Annotated in this window: 20 protein-coding genes; 18 read left to right on the top strand and 2 right to left on the bottom strand. The window is 61.2% G+C overall.

The window, feature by feature from the left end; genetic code table 11:
- Nucleotides 1-151 precede the first annotated feature (151 nt).
- On the bottom strand, nucleotides 152-2,806 hold the full coding sequence (gene glnD, locus C2U40_RS15710; RefSeq protein ID WP_103827242.1) for a bifunctional uridylyltransferase/uridylyl-removing protein GlnD: 2,655 nt from the start codon (nucleotides 2,804-2,806) through the stop codon (nucleotides 152-154).
- Nucleotides 2,807-2,903: 97 nt separating this feature from the next.
- Complete coding sequence (gene map, locus C2U40_RS15705; protein ID WP_011705093.1) at nucleotides 2,904-3,692, bottom strand: type I methionyl aminopeptidase; 789 nt, start codon at nucleotides 3,690-3,692, stop codon at nucleotides 2,904-2,906.
- 359 nt (nucleotides 3,693-4,051) lie between these two features.
- Here map and rpsB point away from each other — a divergent pair, with 359 nt between their 5' ends.
- From rpsB to cadC, 18 genes are all read left to right on the top strand, one after another.
- Entirely contained in the window at nucleotides 4,052-4,780 is a 729-nt protein-coding gene (gene rpsB, locus C2U40_RS15700) for a 30S ribosomal protein S2 (protein ID WP_005303470.1), read from the top strand.
- A gap of 104 nt (nucleotides 4,781-4,884) precedes the next feature.
- A complete protein-coding gene (gene tsf / locus C2U40_RS15695; RefSeq protein ID WP_016349867.1) occupies nucleotides 4,885-5,766 on the top strand; it encodes a translation elongation factor Ts in 882 nt (293 codons plus the stop codon).
- Between the two features lie 71 nt (nucleotides 5,767-5,837).
- Nucleotides 5,838-6,572, top strand: a complete 735-nt coding sequence (pyrH, locus tag C2U40_RS15690) for a UMP kinase (RefSeq protein ID WP_011705095.1) — start codon at nucleotides 5,838-5,840, stop codon at nucleotides 6,570-6,572.
- Between the two features lie 94 nt (nucleotides 6,573-6,666).
- Nucleotides 6,667-7,224 (top strand): ribosome recycling factor, encoded by a 558-nt coding sequence (gene frr, locus C2U40_RS15685; RefSeq protein ID WP_011705096.1) that lies wholly within the window; start codon nucleotides 6,667-6,669, stop codon nucleotides 7,222-7,224.
- A 72-nt stretch (nucleotides 7,225-7,296) separates the two neighbouring features.
- Nucleotides 7,297-8,073 (top strand): polyprenyl diphosphate synthase, encoded by a 777-nt coding sequence (uppS, locus tag C2U40_RS15680; protein WP_011705097.1) that lies wholly within the window; start codon nucleotides 7,297-7,299, stop codon nucleotides 8,071-8,073.
- A 26-nt stretch (nucleotides 8,074-8,099) separates the two neighbouring features.
- Nucleotides 8,100-8,957 (top strand): phosphatidate cytidylyltransferase, encoded by an 858-nt coding sequence (locus C2U40_RS15675; protein WP_005303453.1) that lies wholly within the window; start codon nucleotides 8,100-8,102, stop codon nucleotides 8,955-8,957.
- Between the two features lie 63 nt (nucleotides 8,958-9,020).
- Complete coding sequence (gene ispC, locus C2U40_RS15670; protein ID WP_103827241.1) at nucleotides 9,021-10,214, top strand: 1-deoxy-D-xylulose-5-phosphate reductoisomerase; 1,194 nt, start codon at nucleotides 9,021-9,023, stop codon at nucleotides 10,212-10,214.
- Between the two features lie 82 nt (nucleotides 10,215-10,296).
- On the top strand, nucleotides 10,297-11,649 hold the full coding sequence (gene rseP / locus C2U40_RS15665; protein ID WP_103827240.1) for a sigma E protease regulator RseP: 1,353 nt from the start codon (nucleotides 10,297-10,299) through the stop codon (nucleotides 11,647-11,649).
- 34 nt (nucleotides 11,650-11,683) lie between these two features.
- Nucleotides 11,684-14,107, top strand: coding sequence for an outer membrane protein assembly factor BamA (bamA, locus tag C2U40_RS15660; protein ID WP_039212963.1), 2,424 nt, complete (start codon nucleotides 11,684-11,686; stop codon nucleotides 14,105-14,107).
- A 148-nt stretch (nucleotides 14,108-14,255) separates the two neighbouring features.
- Nucleotides 14,256-14,768 carry an OmpH family outer membrane protein gene (locus tag C2U40_RS15655; protein ID WP_011705101.1) on the top strand — a complete coding sequence of 171 codons (513 nt, stop codon included), beginning with the start codon at nucleotides 14,256-14,258 and terminating at the stop codon, nucleotides 14,766-14,768.
- Nucleotides 14,769-14,771: 3 nt separating this feature from the next.
- Entirely contained in the window at nucleotides 14,772-15,791 is a 1,020-nt protein-coding gene (gene lpxD, locus C2U40_RS15650) for a UDP-3-O-(3-hydroxymyristoyl)glucosamine N-acyltransferase (protein WP_011705102.1), read from the top strand.
- Between the two features lie 24 nt (nucleotides 15,792-15,815).
- Entirely contained in the window at nucleotides 15,816-16,277 is a 462-nt protein-coding gene (fabZ, locus tag C2U40_RS15645; RefSeq protein ID WP_010634777.1) for a 3-hydroxyacyl-ACP dehydratase FabZ, read from the top strand.
- Nucleotides 16,278-16,282: 5 nt separating this feature from the next.
- The gene (gene lpxA / locus C2U40_RS15640; protein ID WP_017408601.1) at nucleotides 16,283-17,074 is read left to right on the top strand and encodes an acyl-ACP--UDP-N-acetylglucosamine O-acyltransferase; all 792 of its coding nucleotides are present in this window, start codon (nucleotides 16,283-16,285) and stop codon (nucleotides 17,072-17,074) included.
- The gene (gene lpxB, locus C2U40_RS15635; protein WP_045529383.1) at nucleotides 17,067-18,206 is read left to right on the top strand and encodes a lipid-A-disaccharide synthase; all 1,140 of its coding nucleotides are present in this window, start codon (nucleotides 17,067-17,069) and stop codon (nucleotides 18,204-18,206) included. Before lpxA ends, lpxB begins: the two co-directional genes overlap by 8 nt.
- A 75-nt stretch (nucleotides 18,207-18,281) precedes the next feature.
- A complete protein-coding gene (gene rnhB / locus C2U40_RS15630) occupies nucleotides 18,282-18,872 on the top strand; it encodes a ribonuclease HII (protein WP_026080161.1) in 591 nt (196 codons plus the stop codon).
- Nucleotides 18,873-18,910: 38 nt separating this feature from the next.
- The gene (dnaE, locus tag C2U40_RS15625) at nucleotides 18,911-22,390 is read left to right on the top strand and encodes a DNA polymerase III subunit alpha (RefSeq protein WP_103827293.1); all 3,480 of its coding nucleotides are present in this window, start codon (nucleotides 18,911-18,913) and stop codon (nucleotides 22,388-22,390) included.
- Between the two features lie 16 nt (nucleotides 22,391-22,406).
- Complete coding sequence (accA, locus tag C2U40_RS15620; RefSeq protein WP_016349878.1) at nucleotides 22,407-23,357, top strand: acetyl-CoA carboxylase carboxyl transferase subunit alpha; 951 nt, start codon at nucleotides 22,407-22,409, stop codon at nucleotides 23,355-23,357.
- 403 nt (nucleotides 23,358-23,760) lie between these two features.
- The gene (gene cadC / locus C2U40_RS15615; protein ID WP_103827239.1) at nucleotides 23,761-25,281 is read left to right on the top strand and encodes a lysine decarboxylation/transport transcriptional activator CadC; all 1,521 of its coding nucleotides are present in this window, start codon (nucleotides 23,761-23,763) and stop codon (nucleotides 25,279-25,281) included.
- Nucleotides 25,282-25,540 lie beyond the last annotated feature (259 nt).

Raw genomic sequence — 25,540 nt, 5'->3', positions numbered from 1 at the left:
AAAAATTCCGTTTGTTGTATCACACTTTTCCAATTGTTTTTAAGGGCTGGGGCCGATTTCTTCACGGGAACGCCGATTTATTGTGCTGGCGTGGTCCAACCATTTGTTCTGCTTGATAAATCAGGGGCAGACTCGGCGTCTTGTGAAGCCTTCACGGGCCCGGCCTGCCCTCATCATCGGCCGACTCTTGCGGGTTGAGCTGGTTGACCAGCCGCTCCTCCAGCGCCTGCTGCTCGGCCTGGGTCAACGGCTCGCCGACCAGGGTGGTGAGGCTGAAAAAGTCCTCCACCCGCTCGCCGATGGTGGTGATCTTGGCGGCATGGAGCGACAGGCCACACTGCTGAAACACGGCGCCGATGCGGGCCAGCAGCCCCGGGGTATCGAGCGCGGTCAGCTCCAGCAGGGTGTGGCGGGTCTCCCCTTTGTGGGGCAGAAAGACCACCCGGGTCGGCACGCTGAACTGGCGGTGGCGCCGTGACAGGGGCTTGCTGCGCAGCACCAGCTTGCCCGGCTCCTGCAGCGCCTTCTCCAGTGCCTTCTTGATGGTGGCGGTGCGGTTGGGGCTGATGGGCTCGCCGTTGGGCTCGAGCACCACGAAGGTATCGAGCACGTAGTCGCTGCGCGAATTCATGATCTGGGCGTCGTGGATGTTGAGGTTCTTCTGATCCAGCGCCGAGGCCACGGTGGCGAACAGATTCGGGGTGTCGCGACAATAGATGAACACCTCGCTGCCGCCGCGGGTCGGGTGCTTGCCGATGATCACCAACGGCGCCGGGTTGTCGCCGTGTTCGATGATCTTGCGGCAGTGCCAGGCGATCTGCTCCGGCGTGTGGCGCAGGAAGTAATCGGCCTTGAAGTCGCTCCAGAGCTGGTTGATGGCCTCCTCCGGCACGTCGCGCTGGGCCAGGATCTGCTTGGCCTGGCGCTGGTTCTCGCGGATCTTGAGGCGCATGTCGGGCGGGTTTTCCAGTCCCTGGCGCAACGCCTTCTGGGTGGCGAAGTAGAGCTCGCGCAGCAGGGTGCCTTTCCAGTCGTTCCAGAGGGTGTCGTTGGTGGCGCAGATATCGGCCACGGTCAGGCAGTAAAGCAGGTCGAGGTGCTGCTCGTCGCGCACCTTCTGGGCAAAGTCGGTGACCACCTCGGGGTCATAGATGTCGCGGCGCTGGGCGGTGACCGACATCAGCAGGTGATGGCGTACCAGCCAGGCGACCAGCCGGCTCTCGTAGCGATCTAGGCCGTGCAGCTGGCAGAACTCCAGCGCATCGACGGCGCCGAGCTCTGAGTGGTCACCACGCCGCCCCTTGGCGATGTCGTGGAACAGGGCGGCGATGCTGAGCAGCTCGGGTTTGCGCAGCCGGGTGAACACCTCGTGGCAGAGCGGGTGGGTCTGGCGGCTGGCCGGGTTGGGAAACTGGTGGATGTTCTTGAGCAGCCGGTGGGTGTGTTCATCCACCGTGTAGGCGTGGAACATGTCGAACTGCATCTGGCCGACGATGAGGTTCCACTGGGGCAGGTAGGCGGCCAGGATGCCGTACTTGTGCATCAGGGTGAGCGGCTGGCCGATGCCGTTGGGGTGGCGCAGCAGCGCCATGAACAGGCGGCGGCATTCCGGCAAGTCCTGCAGCCAGCAGTTGAGCTTGCGGCGCGCCTCGCGCAGCTGGCGCAGGGTGGCGGAGTGAATGCCGGCAATCTCCGGGTGCTGGGCTATCTGGTAGAAGAGGCGCAGGATGGCTGCGGGCTCGCGGCCGAACAGCTCGGAATCCACCGCATCGATGAGGCGGCCGCGCAGCTGGAACTCGTCGGAGAGGCGGCGCACGTCCATGGCGGTGTTGCCGAGGATCGCCTCGTCAAACAGCTGCAGCAGCATCTCGTTGAGCTCGGAGACCCGCCGCACCGTCTGGTAGAAGCGCTTCATCATCTGCTCGACCGGGGCATTGCCTTCCCCCTCGAAGCCCAGCATCTGGGCCACGGTACGCTGACGATCGAACAGCAGCCGGTTGTCGCCCTTGTTGATGGCCATGTGCAGGGCGAAGCGCACCTTCCACAAAAAATTCTGGCAGTCGAGCAGCTCGCGATACTCGGCCCGGTTGAGAAAGCCGTGGCTGGTCATCTCGAACAGGGTGGTGGCGCCGAAGTGGCGGCGAGCCACCCAGGCCAGGGTCTGGATGTCGCGCAGACCACCGGGATTGCTCTTGAGGTCCGGCTCCAGCTTGTAGGCGGTGCCGAGAAACTGCTGGTGGCGCTGGGCCTGCTCTTCGCGTTTGGCCTTGAAGAACTGCTCGCTCGGCCAGAAGTGCTGGGGGCCGGTGGCCTCCTTGAGCTGCTTGAAGCCCGCCTCGCGGCCGGTGATGTAGCGCGCCTCGATGAGGTTGGTGGCCACCGTGATGTCGCCGCGCCCCTGCTCGAGGCACTCGGCCACGTTGCGCACCGCCTGGCCCACCTCCAGCTTGAGATCCCACAGCAGGGTGATGAATTCGCCGATGCGCAGCCCCAGCACCTCGTCCAGTTCGTCCCCTTCATAGAGGATCAGCAGGTCGATGTCGGAGTGGGGGTGCAGTTCACCGCGGCCATAGCCACCCACCGCGATCAGGGTGAGCTCCGTCTTGTCGAAGCCGAACTTTTGCCACAACCGGGTCAGCAGCTCGTCCATGTATTCGGAGCGGGTGGCCACCAGTTCGATGATGTTGTCACCGGCATCAAAGCGGGCGTGCAGCCAGCCGAGAAAACGGCTCAGGTACTCCTTGCAGTTCTCGCGGGTGAGCTGAGCGTCGGGTAACAGGTGGGGGGAAAGCAGGCTGGCATCCATGGCGTCTCACACTCTACTGTCGCACGCAAGTGCGCTGTTCTCGCACGGGGTCGCGGCTGATAAAAACAAAACCCCGGCGGGAGGCCGGGGTTTGATGTTAACCGTGTTTGATGAGACGGTCGATAGTGTCATCCGGGCGCAGCGTCAGCACCTCGCAGCCATCCTCGGTCACCAGCAGGGTGTGTTCCCACTGGGCGGAGTCGCCGCCATCCTTGGTGGTCACGGTCCAGCCATCCTTCGGATTGACCTTGCAGTGGTACTTCTTGCTGTTGACCATGGGCTCGATGGTGAAGCACATGCCCGGCTTGAGCTCCTGCTTGCCGCCGTTGCGATAGTGCAGGATCTGCGGCTCTTCATGGAACTCGGCCCCGATGCCGTGGCCACAGTAGTCGCGTACCACGGAGAAACCGGCTTTCTCGACGATGGGCTGGATCACGGCGCCGATCTCGGTGATGCACATGCCCGGACGTACCTGCTTGATGGCGGCGTAGAGGCTCTCCTGGGCGACCTTGCACAGCTGACGGCGCAGCGGGGTGGTCTCACCCACGATGAACATGGCGGAGGTATCGCCGTGGTAGCCATCCTTGATGACGGTGATGTCCAGGTTGATGATGTCCCCTTCCCGCAATTTCTTGTGATTCGGGATGCCGTGACAGATCACATCGTTCACCGAGGTGCAGATGGACTTGGGGAAGCCGTGGTAGTTGAGCGGCGCAGGGATGGCCTGCTGCACGTCGACGATGTAGTCGTGGCAGAGGGTGTTCAGTTCGTCGGTGGTGACGCCCGCCTTGACGTGGGGGGCGATCATGACCAGCACATCGGCGGCCAGTTGGCCGGCAACGCGCATCTTTTCAATCTCTTCCGGTGTCTTGATTTTAATGGACATGGGATCTCTCTTGGGACCTGATCGCGCATCTATCGATGTCCGGCAATCAGGTAATGAAAAATAGATGCGTTTGCAATCAGGCCAAAATTTTATCCCCAACCCCCGTTTACTTCCAGTGTGATTGTCATCACAGCGTCAAATCGGCGCTTCAGCATGCTGCCCAGGGATCCATTTTTAGCGGTTCGGCTGGTGGTGTCCTGACCAAAGTTATGGTATAAAGCGCGCCGGAATGGGGAACTTGTGTCCTCATTCCATCACCCTTACTTAAACAACACACACACATCGACACATATGCCGGGGTGCCTTAACGGGTCGGTTATATGGGATGTGTGGAGGCCTAACCCCAATAGAGGTATAAAATGGCTAAAGTTTCTATGCGCGACATGCTGCAAGCCGGCGTTCACTTCGGTCACCAGACTCGTTACTGGAACCCGAAAATGAAATCCTACATCTTCGGTGCCCGCAGCAAGGTTCACATCATCAACTTGGAAAAAACCGTTCCGATGTTTGACGATGCCATGAACTTCATCAGCTCCGTAGCTGCCAAGAAGGGCAAGGTACTGTTCGTAGGTACCAAGCGTGCCGCGTCTGAAGCCGTAAAAGAAGCCGCTGAGCGTTGCGACCAGTTCTATGTTAACCACCGCTGGCTGGGCGGCATGCTGACCAACTGGAAAACCGTTCGTCAGTCCATCAAGCGCCTGAAAGATCTGGAAACCCAGAGCCAAGACGGTACCTTCGACAAGCTGACCAAGAAAGAGGCGCTGATGCGTACTCGCGAAATGGAAAAGCTGGAGAAGAGCCTGGGTGGTATCAAGAACATGGGCGGCCTGCCTGACGTTCTGTTCGTTGTCGATGCCGACCACGAGCACATCGCTATCAAAGAAGCCAACAACCTGGGTATCCCGGTAGTTTCCATCGTTGATACCAACTCCAACCCGGACGGCGTTGACTATGTCATCCCGGGTAACGACGACGCTATCCGTGCCGTTCAGCTGTACCTGAATGCTGCTGCTGACACCGTACTGGAAGCCCGCGCTCAGGACATCGTTGTTCAAGCCGAACAAGATGGCTTCGTTGAAGCTGAGTAATTGATAAGGACTGCAAAGCCCTTATTAACCAAGCTGATGTAATTGGTTAGCAGGGGCCCTTGTGGCCCCTGTTTCTTGTCAATTCAAGACCGAGGATACTGGACATGGCAAACATTTCTGCCGCCCTGGTAAAAGAACTGCGCGAGCGCACCGCCGCTGGCATGATGGATTGCAAAAAAGCACTGGAAGAAGCCAACGGTGATATCGAACTGGCTATCGAAAACATGCGCAAATCCGGTCAGGCCAAAGCCGCCAAGAAAGCTGGCCGTATCGCCGCTGAAGGTGTGATCTTCGCCCGTACCGAAGGCAACGTTGCCGTCATGATCGAGCTGAACTGCGAGACTGACTTCGTTTCCAAGGATGCCGGCTTCCTGGCCATGGGTCAGAAAATCGTTGAAATCGCCGCTACCCAGAAGATCGCTGACGTTGACGCGCTGAAAGCCGCCGACTTCGGCAACGGCGAGTCCGTTGAGCTGACCATCACCAACCTGATCGCCAAGATCGGTGAGAACATGAACCTGCGTCGCGTGATGCTGGTTGAAGGTGACAACCTGGGCACCTACGTTCACGGCTCCCGCATCGGTGTTATCACCAAGCTGGCCGGTGGTTCCGACGAGCTGGCCAAAGATCTGGCCATGCACGTTGCTGCCAACAGCCCGCAATTCGTCAAGCCGGAAGATGTATCTGCCGAAGTCGTTGCCAAAGAGCGCGAAATCCAGATCGACATCGCCATCAACTCTGGCAAGCCGAAAGAGATCGCCGAGAAAATGGTTGAAGGCCGCATGAAGAAGTTCACCGGTGAGGTTTCCCTGACTGGTCAACCGTTCGTGAAAGATCCTTCCATGACCGTTGCCGAGCTGCTGAAGAAAGAAGGCGCTGACGTTGTTTCCTTCACCCGTTTCGAAGTGGGCGAAGGCATCGAGAAGCAAGAGACCGATTTCGCTGCGGAAGTTGCAGCCCAAATCGCGGCCGCTCAAAAGGCCTAATCGAACCGGTTTTTCCGTTTCCCCAGACCGCGACTTATGTCGCGGTCTTTATATGACCAGGAATCAGTGACATGAGTACCAATCCCAAGCCTGCATACAGACGTGTTCTTCTGAAGTTGAGTGGTGAAGCCCTGCAAGGATCCGAGGGTTTTGGCATTGATCCGGCGGTGCTGGATCGGATGGCCCAAGAGATCAAAGAACTGGTTGAGCTGGGTGTTCAGGTCGGTCTGGTCATCGGTGGCGGCAACCTGTTCCGTGGTGCCGGTCTTGCCAAGGCGGGCATGAACCGCGTGGTGGGCGACCACATGGGTATGCTGGCTACCGTGATGAACGGTCTGGCCATGCGTGATGCCCTGCATCGTGCTTATGTGAATGCCCGTCTGATGTCTGCCATCTCCCTGCAAGGCATCTGTGACTCCTATGTCTGGGCCGAAGCCATCAGCCAGCTGCGCGCCGGCAAGGTGGTGATCTTCTCCGCCGGTACCGGCAACCCCTTCTTCACTACCGATTCTGCGGCCTGTCTGCGCGGGATCGAGATCGAAGCTGACGTCGTGCTCAAGGCCACCAAGGTCGATGGCGTGTTCACCGACGATCCGGTCAAGAACCCGGATGCCGTGCTGTGCCATGAACTGAGTTATGATGAAGTTCTTGAAAAAGAACTCAAAGTAATGGATCTTGCTGCTTTTACTCTGGCCCGCGACCACGATCTGCCGATCCGGGTGTTCAACATGAACAAGCCGGGTGCGCTGCGTCGGGTGATCATGGGCGAGCCGGAAGGTACCCTGATCCATCACGTCAGCAAGTGAGACAAGCGTGAGCTTCGGCTCGTTTGTCCATGACGCCAGCCAATAAGATAGATACGGGCCGGTTGACGGCTCGTTCGCCAAAAGGAAAACCACTGTGATCAACGAGATTAAAAACGACGCCAAGGACCGCATGGCCAAGAGCGTAGAGTCGCTCAAGACCCAGATGTCCAAGATCCGTACCGGCCGCGCTCACCCGAGCCTGCTCGACGGTATCCAGGTGGAGTATTACGGTGCGGCCACTCCTCTGAAACAGTTGGCCAACGTGGTGGCTGAAGATGCCCGCACCCTCTCCATCTCCATCTTTGACCGCTCCATGATCCAGGCGGTGGAAAAGGCCATCCTGACCTCCGATCTGGGCCTCAACCCGTCCAGCAACGGCCAGACCCTGCGCGTGCCGCTGCCGCCGCTGACCGAAGAACGTCGCCGCGACCTGACCAAGATCGTGCGTGCCGAAGCGGAAGGCGCCCGGGTTGCCGTGCGCAACATCCGTCGCGATGCCAACGCCGACCTGAAAGCGCTGCTCAAAGACAAAGAGATCTCCGAAGACGACGACCGTCGTGCTCAGGAAGAGATCCAGAAGCTGACCGATTCCTTCATCAAGCTGGTAGACGAAGCACTGGCCCTGAAGGAAAAGGAGCTAATGGAAATCTAAGCCTCTGACAGGTATATTACGAGCGCCGTGTAGTGCCCCTGCACGGCGCTTTTGTCTTTGTGGGAGAAATGAATGTCGCTTTTGGCAGCCGTAGGTGATTGCGCCAATTCGTCCTTGCCTCGTCACGTCGCCATCATCATGGACGGCAACGGACGCTGGGCCCAGAACCGTGGCAAGATGCGGGTCTATGGCCACAAGGCAGGCGTGAAGTCTGTTCGTGAAGCGGTAACCTTTGCTGCGCGAGCCAAAATAGAAGCTCTGACCCTGTTTGCGTTTTCCAGCGAGAACTGGCGTCGCCCGGAAGGGGAGGTCAGTGCCCTGATGGAGCTGTTCATGACGGTGCTGGGCCGTGAGGTCAAGAAGCTGCACAGCAACGGCATCCGGCTCAAGGTGATCGGCGATACCGCCCGTTTCAGCGAGCGTCTGCAGGCGAAAATTGCCAAGGCAGAGGCGCTGACCGCCAACAATCAGGGGCTGACCCTCAATATCGCCGCCAATTATGGTGGTCAGTGGGACATCGCCCAGGCGGCCCGCAAGCTGGCCCGTGCCGTGGCGAGCGGGGAACTGGCTGCCGACCAGATAGATGAAGCCATGCTTGGCCGCGAGGTATGCATGGCCGACCTGCCGCCGGTGGATCTGCTGATCCGCACCGGGGGCGATCATCGCATCAGCAATTTTGTGTTATGGCAGCTCGCCTATGCCGAGCTCTATTTTACCCCGGTGCTGTGGCCCGATTTCAACGAGGCCGAGTTCAGCGAGGCCGTTGCCTCCTTCGTGGCTCGTGAGCGTCGTTTCGGCTGCACGGGTGAACAGATCCGGGAATTGATCGCCGAGCAACAGACCGGCTAACCCCCCTCCCAAGAGAGAGGCTTCTTTTGCTAAAACAACGAATTATTACCGCATTGCTACTGGTTCCCCTGGTGTTGGGGGCGCTGTTTTTTCTGCCGTTGAAATTCTTTGCCCTGTTGGCATCCCTGGTATTTCTGTTGGCCAGCCGCGAGTGGAGCGGCTTCGTCTCTGCCAAGCCGCAGCAGTGGCTGCCGCTGGTGTACTGCCTGCTGCTCGGGGCCAGCCTGTTCTGGCTGCCGGTGGAGCAGCTGTGGACTCCTCATCTGCATCCGCTGGTGATGGGCGTGCTCTGGACCGCCGTCAGCTGGTGGCTGCTGGGGCTGCTGCTGGTGTTGCGCTATCCCCAGAGCGCCAAGCTGTGGAAGGAGTCCATCTGGCTCAAGTCCCTGTTTGGCCTGGTGACCCTGGTCCCCTTCTTCTGGTCCCTGGTGGCCATCCGTGGTTACAACTTCTATCACGACCCCATGATGGGGGCCTGGATCCTGCTGTTCGTGATGGGACTGGTCTGGGCGGCAGATTCTGGCGCGTATTTTTTCGGCAAGGCGTTCGGCAAGCACAAGCTGGCGCCGGCCGTGAGCCCCGGCAAAACCATCGAAGGCATGTGTGGCGGCCTGTTTACCGCCAGCCTGCTGGCGGTCGGGGTGACCTGGTTCATGGGCTTTGTGCCCGCCAAGATGGCCATCGTGCTGTTCTGCTCCTTGCTGGCGGTGCTGGCATCGGTGCTGGGCGATCTCACCGAGAGCATGTTCAAGCGCGAAGCCGGCATCAAGGATTCAGGCACCCTGTTGCCCGGCCACGGTGGCATCCTCGATCGGATCGACAGCCTGACCGCCGCGCTGCCGGTGTTCCTGCTCAGCTATCTGCTGCTCAGCCAGGAGTTTTGATGCTCAGCCTGATGCGTTTGCCTGCGGCGGGCGCCATCCATTCGTCATACAGCGGGAGTTTTGATGCATAACCTGGTGATTCTGGGAGCCTCCGGCTCCATCGGTCAGAGTACGCTCAAGGTACTGCGGCACAATCCGGGGCGCTGGCAGGTGCTGGCGCTGACCGCGGCCCGCAGCGTGGAGGCCATGCTGCGCGACTGTCTCGAATTCTCTCCCCGCTTCGCCGTCATGGTGGACGAGGCCGCCGCCAGCGAGCTGGCCGCTCAACTCAAGACCCACGGCAGCGCGACTCGCGTCATGGCTGGCCAGGCCGCCCTGTGCGAAGTGGCCGCTCACCCCGATGCCCACAGCGTGATGGCAGCCATCGTCGGCGCCGCCGGGCTTGCGCCCACCATGGCTGCGGTGCGTGCCGGCAAGCGCATCCTGCTGGCCAACAAGGAGGCCCTGGTGATGTCCGGCGCCTTCTTCATGGAGGCGGTGCGCGAGCACGGGGCCAAGCTGCTGCCCATCGACAGCGAACACAACGCCATTTTCCAGTGCCTGCCCGAGGCCATCCAGCGCCAGCCGGGCTTTTGCGACCTGGCGGGAGCGGGCATCAGCAAGATCCTGCTGACCGGCTCCGGCGGCCCGTTCCGTTATACCGACATCGCTGAGCTGGCCGGCGTCACCCCGGCTCAGGCCATCGCCCATCCCAATTGGTCCATGGGGGCCAAGATCTCGGTCGACTCCGCCACCATGATCAACAAGGGGCTGGAGTATATCGAGGCGCGCTGGCTGTTCAACGCGGCGCCCGAGCAGATCCAGGTGGTGATCCATCCCCAGTCGGTGATTCACTCTATGGTGCAGTACAAGGACGGCTCCGTGCTGGCCCAGCTCGGCAATCCGGACATGTGCACCCCCATCGCCCACGCGCTGGCCTATCCGGCTCGAATCGAGTCCGGTGTGGAACCTTTGGATTTCTTCAGTGTCGGAGAGTTCAGCTTTATCCGTCCCGACTATGAGCGCTATCCCTGCCTGCAGCTTGCCATGCATGCCTGTCAGCAGGGGCAGGCTGCAACCACGGCCCTCAATGCCGCCAACGAGGAGGCCGTGGCGGCTTTCCTTGCAGAGCGGATCGGTTTTATGGATATTGCCAGAGTCAATGAGGCCACCATGCTCGCCCTGGGCGGTACGGCGGCCGGTTCGCTGGACGATTTGATTGCGCTGGATGGGGCGGCCCGTGCCCGTGCTCACAATTTGATTGAGGAGCTTAGCTGATGAGAGCTGTTTCGTGGCATTGTGCTGCCTTCACCCTGATTGTCGGAGACAGGACCATGCATGAAAGCGAGGTGATGGGCTGATGGGCGGTGTGTTGTGGAACATCGGTGCCTTTATCGTCGCCCTCGGGCTGCTGGTTGCGGTACATGAATTCGGCCATTTCTGGGTGGCCCGTCGTTGCGGCGTCAAGGTCGAACGTTTCTCCATCGGTTTCGGCAAGGCCATCTGGCGTCGGCTCGGCAAGGATGGCACCGAGTACGTACTGGCCCTGATCCCCCTCGGCGGTTACGTCAAGATGCTGGACGGCCGGGTGGACGAGCTCAAACCCGGTGACGAGCAGCACGCTTTCAATCACAAGAGCGTCTGGGCGCGGATGGCCATCGTCGCTGCCGGTCCCATGGCCAACTTCGTGTTTGCCCTGTTCGCCCTCTGGCTGATGTTCATGATCGGCGTGCCCGCCGTCAAACCCGTGGTGGGGGAGGTGCGTCCCGCCTCCATCGTGGCGGCGGCCGGGGTGGAGCCCGGCATGGAGATCGTCGGCGTCGGCGGCGAGGAGACCGGTGACTGGGAGAGCGTGACCTATGCCCTCATCAGCCACCTTGGCGATGACTCGGTCCAGCTCAAGCTCAAGGCGGCCAACACCAGCTACGCGGTGGACAAGACCCTGCAGCTGGCCGGCTGGAAGTTTGACCCCGACAAGGAGTCTCCCATCGGCAGCCTGGGCATAGTGCCGCTTGGTGGCAAGGTGCTGCCGGTGGTCGATGCGGTGGTGGCCGCGAGCGCCAGCGAGAAGGCCGGCGTTCAGGCGGGCGATCGCATCAAGCGGGTAGGGGAGCAGGAGATCACCGAGTGGGCCCAGTTTGTCCACCAGGTGCAGCAGTCGCCCCAGCAGCCGCTTGAGGTGACCGTCGAACGGGCGGGCAGCGAGCTGACCCTGACCCTGACGCCGGATGCCAAGAAGGTGCGGGGCCAGCTGGTCGGTTTTGTCGGCCTGTCGCCGCAACTGGTTCCATTACCGGATGAGTATCGGATTCTGTTACAGTATGGGCCTTTGCAAGCCCTGTGGCAGGGCGCCCAGAAGACCTGGAGCCTGACCACCCTGACCTTCGACATGATCGGCAAGCTGATTGGTGGCATCGTCTCGCTGGACAACCTGAGCGGCCCCATCTCCATTGCCAAGGGCGCGGGCAGCAGTGCCGACTACGGTCTGGTCTACTTTCTCGGCTTTCTGGCGCTGATCAGCGTCAACCTGGGGATCATCAACCTGTTCCCCCTGCCGGTGCTGGACGGTGGCCATCTGGTCTACTTCCTCATCGAGGCGGTCACCGGCAAGCCGGTATCAGAAAAAATTCAGGAAGTGGGTTTCCGGATTGGCGCCGCCATTCTGATGTTACTGATGGGTATTGCGCTGTTTAATGATTTCGCTCGCCTCTGAGGCCAGAGCATCAACAAGGACACATAAGAACAAAATGGCTGTTAAAAAAGCATTGGTGTTGAGTTGCCTGCTGGGTGCCAGTTTCCTGGCCCAGGCGGCCCCTGCCTCTTTTGTGGTGCAAGATATTCAGGTTGAAGGTCTGCAGCGGGTGACCCTGGGGGCCGCCCTGCTGAACCTGCCGATCCGGGTGGGCGATTCCGTCGATTCCGTGACGCTGGCCAACGCCATCAAGAAGCTCTATGCCTCCGGCAACTTCGAGGACGTCAAGGTCTACCGCGACGGCCAGGTGCTGCAAGTGGCGGTCAAAGAGCGGCCGACCATCTCCAGCATCGAGTTCTCCGGCAACAAGGATATCAAGGAAGAGCAGCTGACCCAGAGCCTGGAGTCCTCCGGCATTCGGGTGGGTGATCCGCTGGATCGTACCGTGCTGAGCTCCCTCGAGAAGGGGCTGGAAGATTTCTACTACGGCGTGGGCAAGTACTCCGCCAAGGTCAAGGCCATCGTCACCCCGTTGCCGCGCAACCGGGTCGACCTCAAGTTCACCTTCGTGGAAGGGGAAGCGGCCAAGATCCAGCAGATCAACATCGTCGGCAACAACGTGTTCCCGGAAGAGAAGCTGCTGGCCCAGCTCTCCCTCAAGGACGACGTGCCCTGGTGGAACTTCACCGGTGACCAGCGCTACCAGAAGCAGAAGCTGGCCGGTGACATCGAAACCCTGCGCTCCTACTACATGGACCGCGGTTACATCCGCTTTACCCAGGAGTCGACCCAGGTCTCCATGACCCCGGACAAGAAGGGGGTCTACGTCACCCTCAACGTCAAGGAAGGGGATCAGTACAAGGTGTCCGGCATTCAGCTCAAGGGCGATCTGATCGACCGCGGCGGCGAGATGAAGGGGCTCATCCCCATCGAGACTGGCAGCATCTACTCCGCCAGCCAGGTGACTCACACCGAAGAGGTGCTCTCCAAGTTCCTCGGTCGTTACGGCTACGCCTACCCGAAAGTGGTCACCTTCCCGCAGGTCAACGATAAGACCAAGGAAGTGGAGCTCATCGTCAACATCGAGCCGGGCCCCCGCGTCTATGTGCGCAACATCAATTTCACCGGCAACGTCACCACCAAGGACGAAGTGCTGCGCCGCGAGATGCGTCAGATGGAAGGCACCTGGCTCTCTTCCGACAGCGTCGAGCAGTCCAAGACCCGTCTCAACCGCCTCGGCTTCTTCGAAACGGCCGAAGTGGACACCAAGCGGGTGCCAGGCAGCGATGACCAGGTCGATCTGGACTTCAAGGTCAAGGAGCAGCCGGCCGGTTCCATCAACGCCGGTGTGGGCTACGGTACCGAATCGGGCCTGAGCCTGCAGGCGGGCCTGCAGCAGGACAACTTCATGGGGACCGGCAAGAAGATCGGTATCTCCGCCAGTACCAACAAGTACTCCAAGAGCGTCGACCTCAGCTACAACGATCCCTACTTCACCGTGGACGGGGTCAGCCTCGGCGGTCGTCTCTACTACAACCAGTTCAGTGCGGCCGACGCCAACATCGTGGACTACGAGAACACCACCATCGGCTTCCGTCTCTCCAGTGGTTTCCCGGTCAACGAGAACAACCGTCTCGACTTCAGCCTCGGGGTCGAAAACAACAAACTGTCCCAGCCCAACCCCTATCTGCAGGTGGATGAGTTCTGGAAGGTGTACAGCGAGAACAAGGATGGCGACAACCGCATGGTGTTCAACACCGTCGACGTCACCGCCGGCTGGACCCGTTCCACCCTCAACAAGGGCCAGTTCCCGACCGCCGGTGACCGTCAGCGGGTCAACGCCAAGGTGACCGTGCCGGGCATGGATCTGCAGTACTTCAAGCTCAACGCCGAAGACGCGCACTACTTCCCGTTCGATGCGGATCACAAGTGGGTGCTGATGGCCAAGGCGCGTGCCTCCTACGGCAACGGCTACGGCAGCAACGGCAGCTATGACCACGTATTGCCGTTCTTCGAGAACTACTTCGCCGGTGGTTTCGATACCCTGCGCGGCTTCAAGAGCAATACCGTGGGTCCGAAGGCGCTCTACTACTACAACCTGAGCGGCAACGATGTCATCCAGGGCACCGACAGCTCGGTGGGCGGCAACGCCCTGGCGGTCGCCTCCCTCGAGATGATAGTGCCGACGCCGTTTGCGTCCGAGACCTATCAGCCGCAACTGCGGACCAGCTTCTTCATCGATGCCGGCTCCGTGTGGGATACCACCTTCGACTATGACCAGTACCGCAACCGTTGCTTCAGCGGCTGCAACTATCTGGCCGACTATTCGGATCCGACCAACTACCGCGCCTCGGCCGGTCTGTCGCTGCAGTGGCTCTCCCCGATGGGCCCGCTGGTGTTCGCGATTGCCCGTCCGCTCAAGCAGTACGAGGGCGACCGGACCGAGTTCTTCTCATTCAACATCGGCCGTACCTTCTAAGGACGGACTCTGCCCCCACCCAGCGGTGGGGGTATTCAATGATGGGACGCGCAGCTTGCGTGCCTCACCAGGTAACAAGTCGGTCCGGGTACCACTTGCATAATCAGGTAAATCAGGTAGCCCTCACATGAGGGAACAAGGAGTAAGTGTGAATAAAGCGTTGAAAGTAGCTGGTTTGAGTTTTGCACTGATGGCTGCCGGCATGGGCTCCGCCTTGGCCGAGACCAAGATCGCCGTGGTCGACATGGGCGAAGTATTCCAAAAGCTGCCCCAGCGTGAAGCAGTCTCCAAGAAGCTGAAAGGCGAATTCGAGCCGCGCATGCGTGAGCTGCAGAAGCTGGAATCCGACGGTCAGAAACTGGTCGAGAAGTTCAAGAAGGACGAAGCCTTCATGAGCGCCGAGCAGAAGAAGCAGAACCAGGAGAAGCTGGCCAAGCTGCAGATGGAGTTCAACCAGAAGCGTCAGGCGTTTGAACAGGACAACGGTCGCCGTCAGTCCGAAGAGCGCAACAAGATCCTGACCAAGGTGCAGGCTGCCATCGATTCCATCGCCAAGAGCAATGGTTACGATCTGGTGCTGGAGCGCAACGCCGCCCCGTATGCCGCCAGCAAGCTGGACATCTCTGCCCAGGTTATTTCCCAGGTAAGCAAGAGCAACTAATTGATGGCATTCACTCTCGCACAGCTGGCCCAGCAACTGGGGGCCCAGGTCCATGGCGACGGAACCCTGGAAATCCGCAAGGTAGCGACACTGGAAAAGGCCGGGGAGGGGGATATCACCTTCCTGTCCAATAAAAAGTACCGGCATTATCTGGAACAGAGCAAGGCGACCGCCGTGCTCATTACAGAAGCGGATCTGCCATTTTGTCCCACCAATGCCCTGGTGCTCAAAGACCCCTATGTGGGCTTTGCCCGGGTAGCCCAACTGCTGGACACCACCCCGCAGCCGGCCACGGATATCCATCCGAGCGCGGTCATCGCGGCAGACGTGCAACTGGGCGAGAGAGTGGCCATCGGGGCCAATGCGGTGATCGAATCCGGCGTGGTGCTGGGGGATGATGTGCGCATCGGTCCGGGCTGTTTCGTTGGCAAGAATACCCGACTGGGAGCTCGCTCCCGGTTGTGGGCCAACGTCACCCTGTATCACAACATCACCATGGGCACCGACTGTCTGGTTCAATCCGGCACAGTGATCGGCGCCGATGGGTTCGGTTATGCCAACGAGCGTGGCGAGTGGATCAAGATCCCCCAGCTCGGCGGCGTGACCATCGGCAACCGGGTCGAAATCGGTGCCTGCACCACCATCGACCGCGGCGCGCTGGAAGATACCCGCATCGCTGACAACGTCATCATCGACAACCAGTGCCAGATCGCCCACAACGTCGAGATCGGCTACGGCACCGCTGTGGCGGGCTCCACCGTGATGGCAGGTAGTCTCAAGGTCGGCAAATACTGTATCATTGGCGGCGCCTCCGTCTTTAACGGGCACATGGAGATCTGCGACCAGGCCACCGTTACCGGCATGGCCATGGTGATGCGACCCATTACCGAGCCCGGTGTCTACTCTTCCGGCATCCCCCTGCAAACCAATAAAGAGTGGCGCAAGACCGCCGCCCGGGTGATGCGTATCGAAGAGATGCACAAGCGGTTGAGCAAGCTTGAGAAGAAGCTGGACCAAGAATAATCACGATTGGTATAGGGTACTGTTTTGACTACTGAAAAGAAGAGCCTGGGTATCCAGGAAATAATGGATCTGCTGCCCCACCGTTATCCGTTCCTGATGGTGGACAAGGTGGAAAACTACGAGATCAGCGATGAGCGCAAGACCTTGCGTGCCATCAAGAACGTCTCGTTCAACGAGCCGATCTTTCAGGGCCACTTCCCGGCCAAGCCGGTGTTCCCCGGCGTGCTGATCCTGGAAGCCATGGCACAGGCCACCGGTATCCTGGCGTTTACCATGGTGGGCAAGCCGTCTCCCAACGAACTCTATTACTTTGCCTCAATCGACAACGCTCGTTTCAAGCGTCCGGTGGGCCCCGGCGATCAGCTGGTGCTCGACGTGGAATTCCTGAAAGAGCGTCGCGGTATCGCCAAGTTCACCGGTGTGGCCACGGTCAACGGTGAAGTGGTCTGTACCGCCGAGCTGATGTGCGCCAAACGCGAGGTTTAACACACGTGATCGACCAGACTGCCATCATTCACGATACTGCCGTCGTCCATGAGTCTGCCGTCATCGGTAAAGGGGTTGAAATCGGCCCCTTTTCTGTCATCGGTGCCGAGGTGGAAATCGGCGACAACACCTGGGTCAGCTCCCATGTGGTGATCAAGGGCCCGACCAAGATTGGTCGCGGCAACAAGATCTTCCAGCACACCTCCATCGGTGAGGATTGCCAGGACAAGAAGTACGCCGGCGAGCGCACCTTCCTCGAGATCGGCGACAACAACGTCTTTCGCGAGAACTGCACCGTGCACCGCGGTACCATCCAGGATCAGTCCCTGACCAGGATCGGCAGCGGCAACCTGTTCATGGTCAACGTCCACGTGGCCCACGACTGCATCATCGGTGACAACTGCATCTTCGCGAACAACGCGACCCTGGCGGGCCACGTGGTGATCGGCGATTTCGTGATCTTCGGCGGTCTCTCCGCGATCCACCAGTTCGGCCGCGTCGGCTCCCACGCCTTCGTCGGTGGCTGCGCCGCCCTCAACAAGGACGTGCCGCCCTACGTGATGGCCGCTGGCAACTACGCCAAGCCGTTCGGGGTCAACTCCGAGGGGCTGCGTCGCCGTGGTTATACGCCTGAGGCCATCTCCGCCGTCAAGCGCGCCTACAAAGAGATCTTCCGCTCCGGCAAGACCATCGAAGAGGTGCTGCCAGTGCTGACTGAGATGGCGGCCAGCGAGCCGGCCATCCAGCTCTACGTGGATTTCCTCAAAGACAACGAGCGCGGGATCATCCGTGCCTGATCCCGTTCGCATCGGTATCGTCGCCGGAGAGGTTTCCGGCGACATTCTGGCTGCCGGCCTGGTGCGCGAGCTGCAGGCCCGCTACCCGGACGCGCAGTTCGAAGGGATCGCCGGGCCGCGCATGCAGGCCCTCGGCGTGAAGGCGCTGTTCGAGATGGAAGAGCTTTCCGTCATGGGGATCACCGAGGTGCTGGGCCGTCTGCCGCGCATTCTCAAGGTCCGCCGCGAACTGCTGCGCCACTTCATCGCCAATCCGCCCGACATCTTCATCGGGGTGGATGCTCCGGATTTCAATATCGGGGTGGAGCTCAAACTGCGCCGCGCCGGTATCAAGACGGTTCACTACGTCAGCCCCTCGGTGTGGGCCTGGCGCCAGAACCGCATTCACAAGATCAAGGCCGCCACCGACATGGTGCTCGCCTTCCTGCCGTTCGAGAAAGCCTTCTACGACCGCTTCGATGCCCCTTGCCGTTTCGTCGGCCACACCATGGCGGACGACATCCCGCTGGTGCCGGATCAGGCCGCGGTACGCAGAACCCTCGGCATCGACGCCAACCGGCGCTGGCTGGCGGTGCTGCCGGGCAGCCGCAGTGCCGAGGTGGGCTTTATGTCGCCCCTGTTTCTCGATGCCTGCAAACACCTGACGGTGCGCTATCCGGATCTCGGTTTCATCGTGCCGCTGGTCAACCAGAAGCGGCGCGAGCAGTTCCTGGCCATCAAGGCCGAACTGGCGCCGGATCTCGACATGGTGCTGCTGGAAGGGCAGGGCCGTGAGGCGATGATCGCCGCCGACGTGGTGATGCTGGCCTCCGGCACCGCGGCGCTTGAAGCCATGCTGGTGAAAAAGCCGATGGTGGTGGGCTACAAGCTCAAGCCGTTCAGCTACTGGCTGGCCCAGCGGCTGGTGAAGACCGAATTCGTCTCCCTGCCCAACCTGCTGGCCGGTCGCATGCTGGTGCCCGAGCTCATCCAGCACGAGTGCACCCCGGAGAATCTGGTGATCGAGGTGAGCAAGTTCTTCGAGCACGACAACAGCGCGCTGGTGAACACCTTCACCGAGCTGCACCAACTCATCCGCTGCAATGCGGATCAGCAGGCGGCCGAAGCGGTGGCCGAGCTGCTCGGCAGATAACTTCAGGGCGGCCGCAGGGGCTGCGCCAACGTGACGCCAGGCCCTGCGGGGCCTGTTTTGATTCAAGGCTACAAGATGATGATCGATATTCCTGACGACAGGCTGGTTGCCGGTGTGGACGAGGTGGGCCGTGGCCCGCTGGTGGGTGACGTGGTCACCGCCGCGGTGATTCTTGACCCGGCCAATCCCATCATCGGGCTGAACGACTCCAAGAAGCTCTCCGAGAAGAAGCGCCTCGCCCTGTTTGACGAGATCAAAGAGAAGGCGCTGGCCTGGTCCGTCGGCCGTGCCAGCCCGGCGGAGATCGACGAGCTCAACATCCTGCACGCCACCATGCTGGCGATGCAGCGCGCCGTGGCGGGGCTCTCCATCGCGCCCGAGCTGGTCTTCATCGACGGCAACCGCTGCCCAAGTTTGCCGATGGAAGCACGCGCCGTGGTCAAGGGTGACAGCCTGGTGGCTGCCATCAGCGCCGCCTCGATTCTGGCCAAGGTGACTCGCGATGCGGAGATGACCGAGCTGGACAGCCGTCATCCCGAGTACGGTTTTGCCCGTCACAAGGGCTATCCGACCGCGGAACACCTCGCCATCCTGGCCGAGCGCGGCCCGCTGCCCGAATATCGCAAAAGTTTCAAACCGGTGCGTCGCGCACTGGGGATCGAATAGACCATGCAATTTAGTCCGAGCAACGAGAGGGGATGACGATGGCTGAACCCCGTTTTATCCACCTGCGGGTCCACTCCGACTTCTCCATGGTCGACGGCCTGCAGAAGATCAATCCCATCGTCGGCGCGGCGGCGGCCAACAACATGCCGGCGCTGGCGCTGACCGACCAGATGAACATGTGCGGCCTGGTGCGTTTCTACGGCGCCGCCCACGGCAAGGGCGTCAAGCCCATCGTCGGGGCCGACTTCTGGGTGCAGAGTGACGAGCTTGGCGACGAGCAGTTCCGCCTCACCCTGCTCGCCATGGACAATGACGGCTACCAGAACATCACATTGCTCATCTCCCGCGGCTATCAGCGCGGTCACGTGCAGGGGCGCCCGGTCATCGACAAGGCCTGGCTGGCCGAGCACGCCAAGGGAGTGATCGTGCTCTCCGGCGGGCGCGAGGGGGACGTGGGCAAGTTCCTGCTCAAGGGCAACCGGCAGATGACCGAGCAGTGTCTCGCCTTCTATCAGAGCCACTTCCCCGACGCCTATTACCTGGAGCTGCTGCGTACCGGCCGCCCCGATGAAGAGGTCTACCTGCACATGGCGGTGGCCATTGCCACCGAGTTCGCGCTGCCGGTGGTGGCCACCAACGAGGTGGTATTCCTCACCGCCGATGACTTCGATGCCCACGAGATCCGGGTTGCCATCCACGACGGCTATACCCTGATGGACAAGCGCCGGCCGCGTCGCTATAGCCCGCAGCAGTATCTGCGCAGCCAGGAGGAGATGGCGGAGCTGTTTGCCGACATCCCCGAGGCGCTGGAGAATACGGTGGAGATCGCCAAGCGCTGCAACGTGACGGTGCGCCTCGGCGAATACTTCCTGCCCAACTTCCCGACCGGTGACATGACCACCGAAGACTTCCTGGTCATGAAGTCGAAAGAGGGGTTGGAGGAGCGGCTGGAATTCCTGTTCCCGGATCCGGCGGTGCGGGCCGAGCGCCGTCCCGAGTATGACGATCGTCTCGACATCGAGCTCAAAGTGATCAACCAGATGGGCTTCCCGGGTTACTTCCTCATCGTGATGGAGTTTATCCAGTGGTCCAAGGACAACGGCATCCCCGTTGGCCCGGGCCGGGGCTCGGGGGCAGGTTCCCTGGTGGCCTACGCTCTCAAGATCACCGATCTGGATCCGCTGGAATTTGACCTGCTGTTCGAACGTTTCCTGAACCCCGAGCGGGTATCCATGCCCGACTTCGACGTGGACTTCTGCATGGACCGGCGCGACGAGGTGATCGACCACGTCTCCGAGATGTACGGCCGGGAGGCGGTATCGCAGATCATCACCTTCGGCAGCATGGCGGCCAAGGCGGTGGTGCGGGACGTGGGCCGGGTGCTGGGCCACGCCTATGGTTTTGTCGATCGCATCTCCAAGCTCATTCCGCCGGATCCGGGCATGACCCTGGCCAAGGCGTTCGAGGCCGAACCCAAGCTGCCCGAGCTCTACGAGCAGGACGAGGAGGTCAAGGACCTGATCGACATGGCGCGCCGCCTCGAAGGGGTGGTGCGCAACGCCGGTAAACACGCCGGTGGCGTGGTGATCGCGCCCACCAAGATCACCGACTTCGCGCCGCTCTACTGTGATGACGAAGGCCATCACCCGGTCACCCAGTTCGACAAGAACGACGTGGAGTACGCGGGGCTGGTGAAGTTCGACTTCCTCGGTCTGCGCACGCTCACCATCATCGACTGGGCGCTCGGCATGATAAACCCGCGCCTTGCCAAAGAGGGCAAGCCGCCGGTCGACATCGCCGCCATCCCCATCGACGACAAGCGCTCGTTCGACCTGCTGCAGCGCTACGAGACCACCGCGGTATTCCAGCTCGAATCCCGCGGCATGAAGGATCTCATCAAGCGGCTGCAGCCTGACTGCTTCGAAGACATGATCGCACTGGTGGCGCTGTTCCGCCCGGGCCCGCTGCAGTCGGGCATGGTGGACAACTTCATCGAGCGCAAGCACGGCAAGGAGGCCATCTCCTATCCGGACGAGAAGTGGCAGCACGAGAGTCTGCAGCCCATTCTGGAACCCACCTACGGCATCATCCTCTATCAGGAGCAGGTGATGCAGATTGCCCAGACCCTGGCGGGTTATACGCTGGGTGGCGCGGACATGCTGCGCCGGGCGATGGGCAAGAAAAAACCCGAAGAGATGGCCAAGCAACGGGCCGGCTTTGAGGAGGGCGCGGTCAAGAACGGCGTCGACGGCGAACTGGCGATGAAGATCTTCGATCTGGTGGAGAAGTTTGCGGGCTACGGCTTCAACAAATCCCACTCCGCCGCCTATGCGCTGGTCTCCTACCAGACCCTCTGGCTCAAGACCCACTTCCCGGCGGAGTTCATGGCGGCGGTGATGACCGCCGACATGGACAACACCGACAAGATAGTGACCCTGGTGGATGAGTGCCAGCGGATGGGGTTGACCGTGATCCCGCCGGACGTCAACACCGGTCGCTACCGCTTCAGCGTCAACGAAGATGGTCACATCGTCTACGGCATCGGTGCGGTGAAGGGGGTGGGGGAAGGCCCCATCGATGCGATCCTGGAAGCGCGGGATCGGGACGGGCCGTTTCGCGATCTGTTCGACTTCTGCAACCGGGTCGACATCAAGAAGCTCAACAAGCGGGTGATGGAGAAGCTGATCCTCTCCGGCGCCATGGACCGGCTCGGTCCCCACCGCGCCGCCCTGATGGCGACGCTCGAGGAGGCGATGCGCGCCGCCGAGCAGCACGCCAAGGCGCAGGCGGTGGGTCAGGTCGACATGTTCGGCGTGCTCACCGAAGAGATAGACGACGTCAAGAAGGCGTTCGCCAACGTACCGCACTGGCCTGACAAGGTGTGGCTGGAAGGGGAGCGCGAGACCCTCGGGCTCTACCTCACCGGTCACCCCATCAACCAGTACAGCGGCGAGCTGCGTCGTTATACCTCGGGCCGGCTGTGCGATCTGCACCCCACCTCCCGCGATACCGTGACCACGGCCGCCGGCTTGGTGATTGCGGCGCGCAGCATGGTGACCAAGCGTGGCAACAAGATGGGGATCTTCACCCTGGACGACCGTTCCGGTCGCCTCGATGTGACCCTGTTCAGTGAAGCGTTGGAAAAGTATGAAGAATTGATGCAAAAAGACCGTATTTTGGTGGTTTCTGGACAGGTCAGCTTTGATGACTTCTCCGGTGGCCTTAAAATGTCGGCCCGTGAATTACTGGATATCAACGATGCGAGAGAGCGTTTTGCCAGGGCGATCCGCATCTCTCTCGATGAACAGCAGATTGATGATCGTTTTTTCCCGCGTTTGTGCGAGATTTTGGAACCCGCCCGTGCCGGAGTTTGTCCGGTTCAGGTAAACTATCGTCGCCCCGACTCCCGGGTGCGATTGACGCTCGGTACCGAGTGGCGGGTGACGCCCACCGATCAACTGATAGATGACTTGCGCGTCCTGCTTGGACGAGAGCGGGTTGAATTGGTTTTTGATTAGAGGATCTATAGTCCCTATGAGTCTTTTTCTGGATTTTGAACAGCCGATCGCCGAGTTGCAGGCGCAGATTGACGAACTCCGTCATGTGAGTGAAGGCAATCACGCCGTGGATCTTAAAGAAGAGATCCGTCGGCTGGAGAAGAAAAACGAAGAGCTGACCAAGAAGATATTCGGCGATCTGGGGGCCTGGCAGGTATCCCAGATGGCGCGTCATCCCCAGCGCCCCTATACCCTCGACTACATCGAGCACATCTTCACCGACTTCGACGAGCTGGCCGGCGATCGCGCCTATGCCGATGACAAGGCCATCGTCGGCGGCATCGCCCGTCTCGACGGCGAGCCGGTGATGGTCATCGGTCACCAGAAGGGGCGCGAGACCAAGGAGAAGATCAAGCGCAACTTCGGCATGCCGCGCCCGGAAGGGTATCGCAAGGCCCTGCGCCTGATGGAGATGGCCGAGCGTTTCAAGATGCCGATCATCACCTTCATCGACACCCCGGGCGCCTATCCTGGCGTAGGTGCTGAAGAGCGCGGCCAGTCCGAGGCGATTGCCCGCAACCTGAAAGTGATGGCCGGTCTGACCGTGCCGGTAGTCTGCACCGTGATTGGTGAAGGTGGCTCCGGCGGCGCCCTGGCCATCGGTGTCGGCGATCGCGTCAACATGCTGCAGTACTCCACCTACTCGGTCATCTCGCCGGAAGGGTGCGCCTCCATCCTGTGGAAGAGCGCCGACAAGGCGCCGGTCGCGGCCGATGCCATGGGCATCACCGCCCAGCGTCTGAAGGAGCTGAAACTCATCGACAACATCGTCGAGGAGCCGCTCGGTGGCGCCCACCGCAATGTGGAAAAGATGGCCAAGCGCCTGAAAGACCGCATTCAGCAGGATCTGAACGCCCTGCGTCCGCTCGAGACCGAGCAGCTGCTGGAGCAGCGTTACCAGCGCCTGCTGGGCTACGGCTACTGCTAAGCGCTTCGGCGTCGCTCCATGCTGGAAGGCCCCCGCTCTGCGGGGGCCTTCTTTTTTTGGGCGAGCGTTTGGGCGAGAGCGGGGCAGTGAAAAATCCTGTTCATATGGATACCTATTGGCACGATGTTTGCCGAAAACCCCCCTGTTGGATCAATTCAACGGCGATTTGTGGCCAAAAAAAGTGGGATCCCGCTCCCGTTTTGCTTAAAGTGATTGTTTCCGATCGACCCGATCGGCATGCCCGCAAGGACGCTCTGCGGACGTAAACAGGCCAGCCCGGCCTGACTCACAGGAATGTTCACCTTCCCGGCGGCCCAGTCTTGTGCAGCACCCTGCTGCGTCCAGCCGCCCCGGTGTTACGTCACTCTCATCGTGCATCGTCTCCATCTGCAGCGAGTGAATCATGAGCGAATCGGTTTTTGAGATCCATGACTGGACCCTGAGCGTCGACGACAACATGCTGTGTCGTCCCGACCGCGAGGTCTACCTCGAGCCCCGGCTGGTCAATCTGTTGCGCTTCCTGGCCAGCAATGCCGGCACGGTATTTGGGCGCGACTGCTTGATCAACGAGGTGTGGGATGGCGCCGAAGTGACCGATCAGGTGGTGACCCAGTCCATCTTCGAGCTGCGCAAGATCCTTAAAGACGGTCGCAACGATGCCGCCGACTACATAGTCACCGTGCCCAAGCGCGGCTACAAGCTAGTGGCGCCGGTGCGGCCGCTGCAAGTTGTGTCGGTGGTGATGGCGCCAGCCGGCGACGAGATCCAGAGCGATCCGAGCCCGCCGCTGGCGGAGGAGGACGCGGAGGCTGTGGTCACCGCAGCCCCCTTCCCGGCCGGCCCGCTGACCCGGGCCATCTCGAGTCACGCCCAGGATGGCCGCAGCCGCTGGAAGATGATCGGCTTCGATGTCTTCGTGGCGGTGATCCTGGTCTCCATCGTCAGCCTGCTCAGCTATCAGCACGCCAGCCCCCAGGTGCACTCCATGCTGGATCCCGACCTGCTGGTATTTCGCTTTCACTCCGGCATGGATGGCAGCAACGAGAACGTGCGCCTGGCCGACGGCATCACCCGCGCCCTGATGGGGGAGGTGGCCGCCGCCACGCCGCTGCGGGTGCAGTATGGTGCCAACACTCTGATGGGGGGCATCCTGCCCGGCAAGGAGCTGAGCGTGCGGGTCTCCCGCCAGCCGGGGGGCACCTATCTCGATCTGGAGTACCGCAATATCAACACCAACCGGGTGCTGTTCAGCCACCAGTACCAGCTCAGCCGTCACAACGTGCACGGGGTGTTGCAGGCGAGCAGTCAGGATCTGCTGCGCGCCCTCGATCAGCCGGACGTGCTGCCCGGCATGGGCTGGCCGACGGATGACGGGGCGCTGATGGCCATGATGGAGGCGCACTACTACATCAACAGCCAGGATCCGGTGGCCCTCAGGCGCGGCGTCGAGCTGCTCGACAAGTCGCTGGCCAGTCAGCCGGATCAGCCGTTGCTGCTGGCGGAGCGCTATCTGGCCGGGGAGGCGCTGGCGACCCTGACGGGGACGCCCCAGAGCGAGCGCCTGCAGGGCATAGGGACCCATCTGGCCAGCGTGGTACGGGATCAGGCCGCCCTGCCGGCCCGGGTCTGGGAGGCCCTCACCTTGCAGGCGATCCTGAACGGACAGCAGCAGGAGGCTACCCGCCTGCTGGCCGAGGCCGCCAGCCGGGGCCGCTCCGTGCTCTATCACATTCTGCGCGGCAAGCTGGCCGAGCTGGATGGCCGCCCCGAGGCGGCGGGGGATGCCTACAGCCAGGCCTTCCTGATGGAGGCGACCGAGCAGACCTATCTGCTCTGCCAGCAGCTCGGTTTTTACAGCAATATGGAAACCCTCACCCCGGCCCTGTTCAATGCCCTTGGCCAGAGCAAGGTGAAGCTGTTCTGATTCCTGCCGGGGCCATCCAGGCCCTGTCGCCAAGGTGGCGATCCCTGCCGGTTGCCTGAGGGGCGCCGGCGGGTGCGCCGTCTGACATCATCTCTCAGCCGTCCCCATCCCAGGTCTGCCCTGTGCAGGCATGACCCATGGTTGCCGCCATCCTTGGCGCCAGCATCGAACTGTCTCTCTGTCTCCCCGCCGAACCTCTGAACCGCCGAACCAGCCGAGCTGGCGCCGGTGTTTACCGTGCTGCAGGCACTCAAGGTGC

The sequence above is a fragment of the Aeromonas sp. ASNIH4 genome (genome assembly GCF_002934425.1).
Lineage (GTDB): Bacteria > Pseudomonadota > Gammaproteobacteria > Enterobacterales > Aeromonadaceae > Aeromonas > Aeromonas hydrophila.
This window is presented reverse-complemented; position numbering and strand designations above follow the sequence as displayed.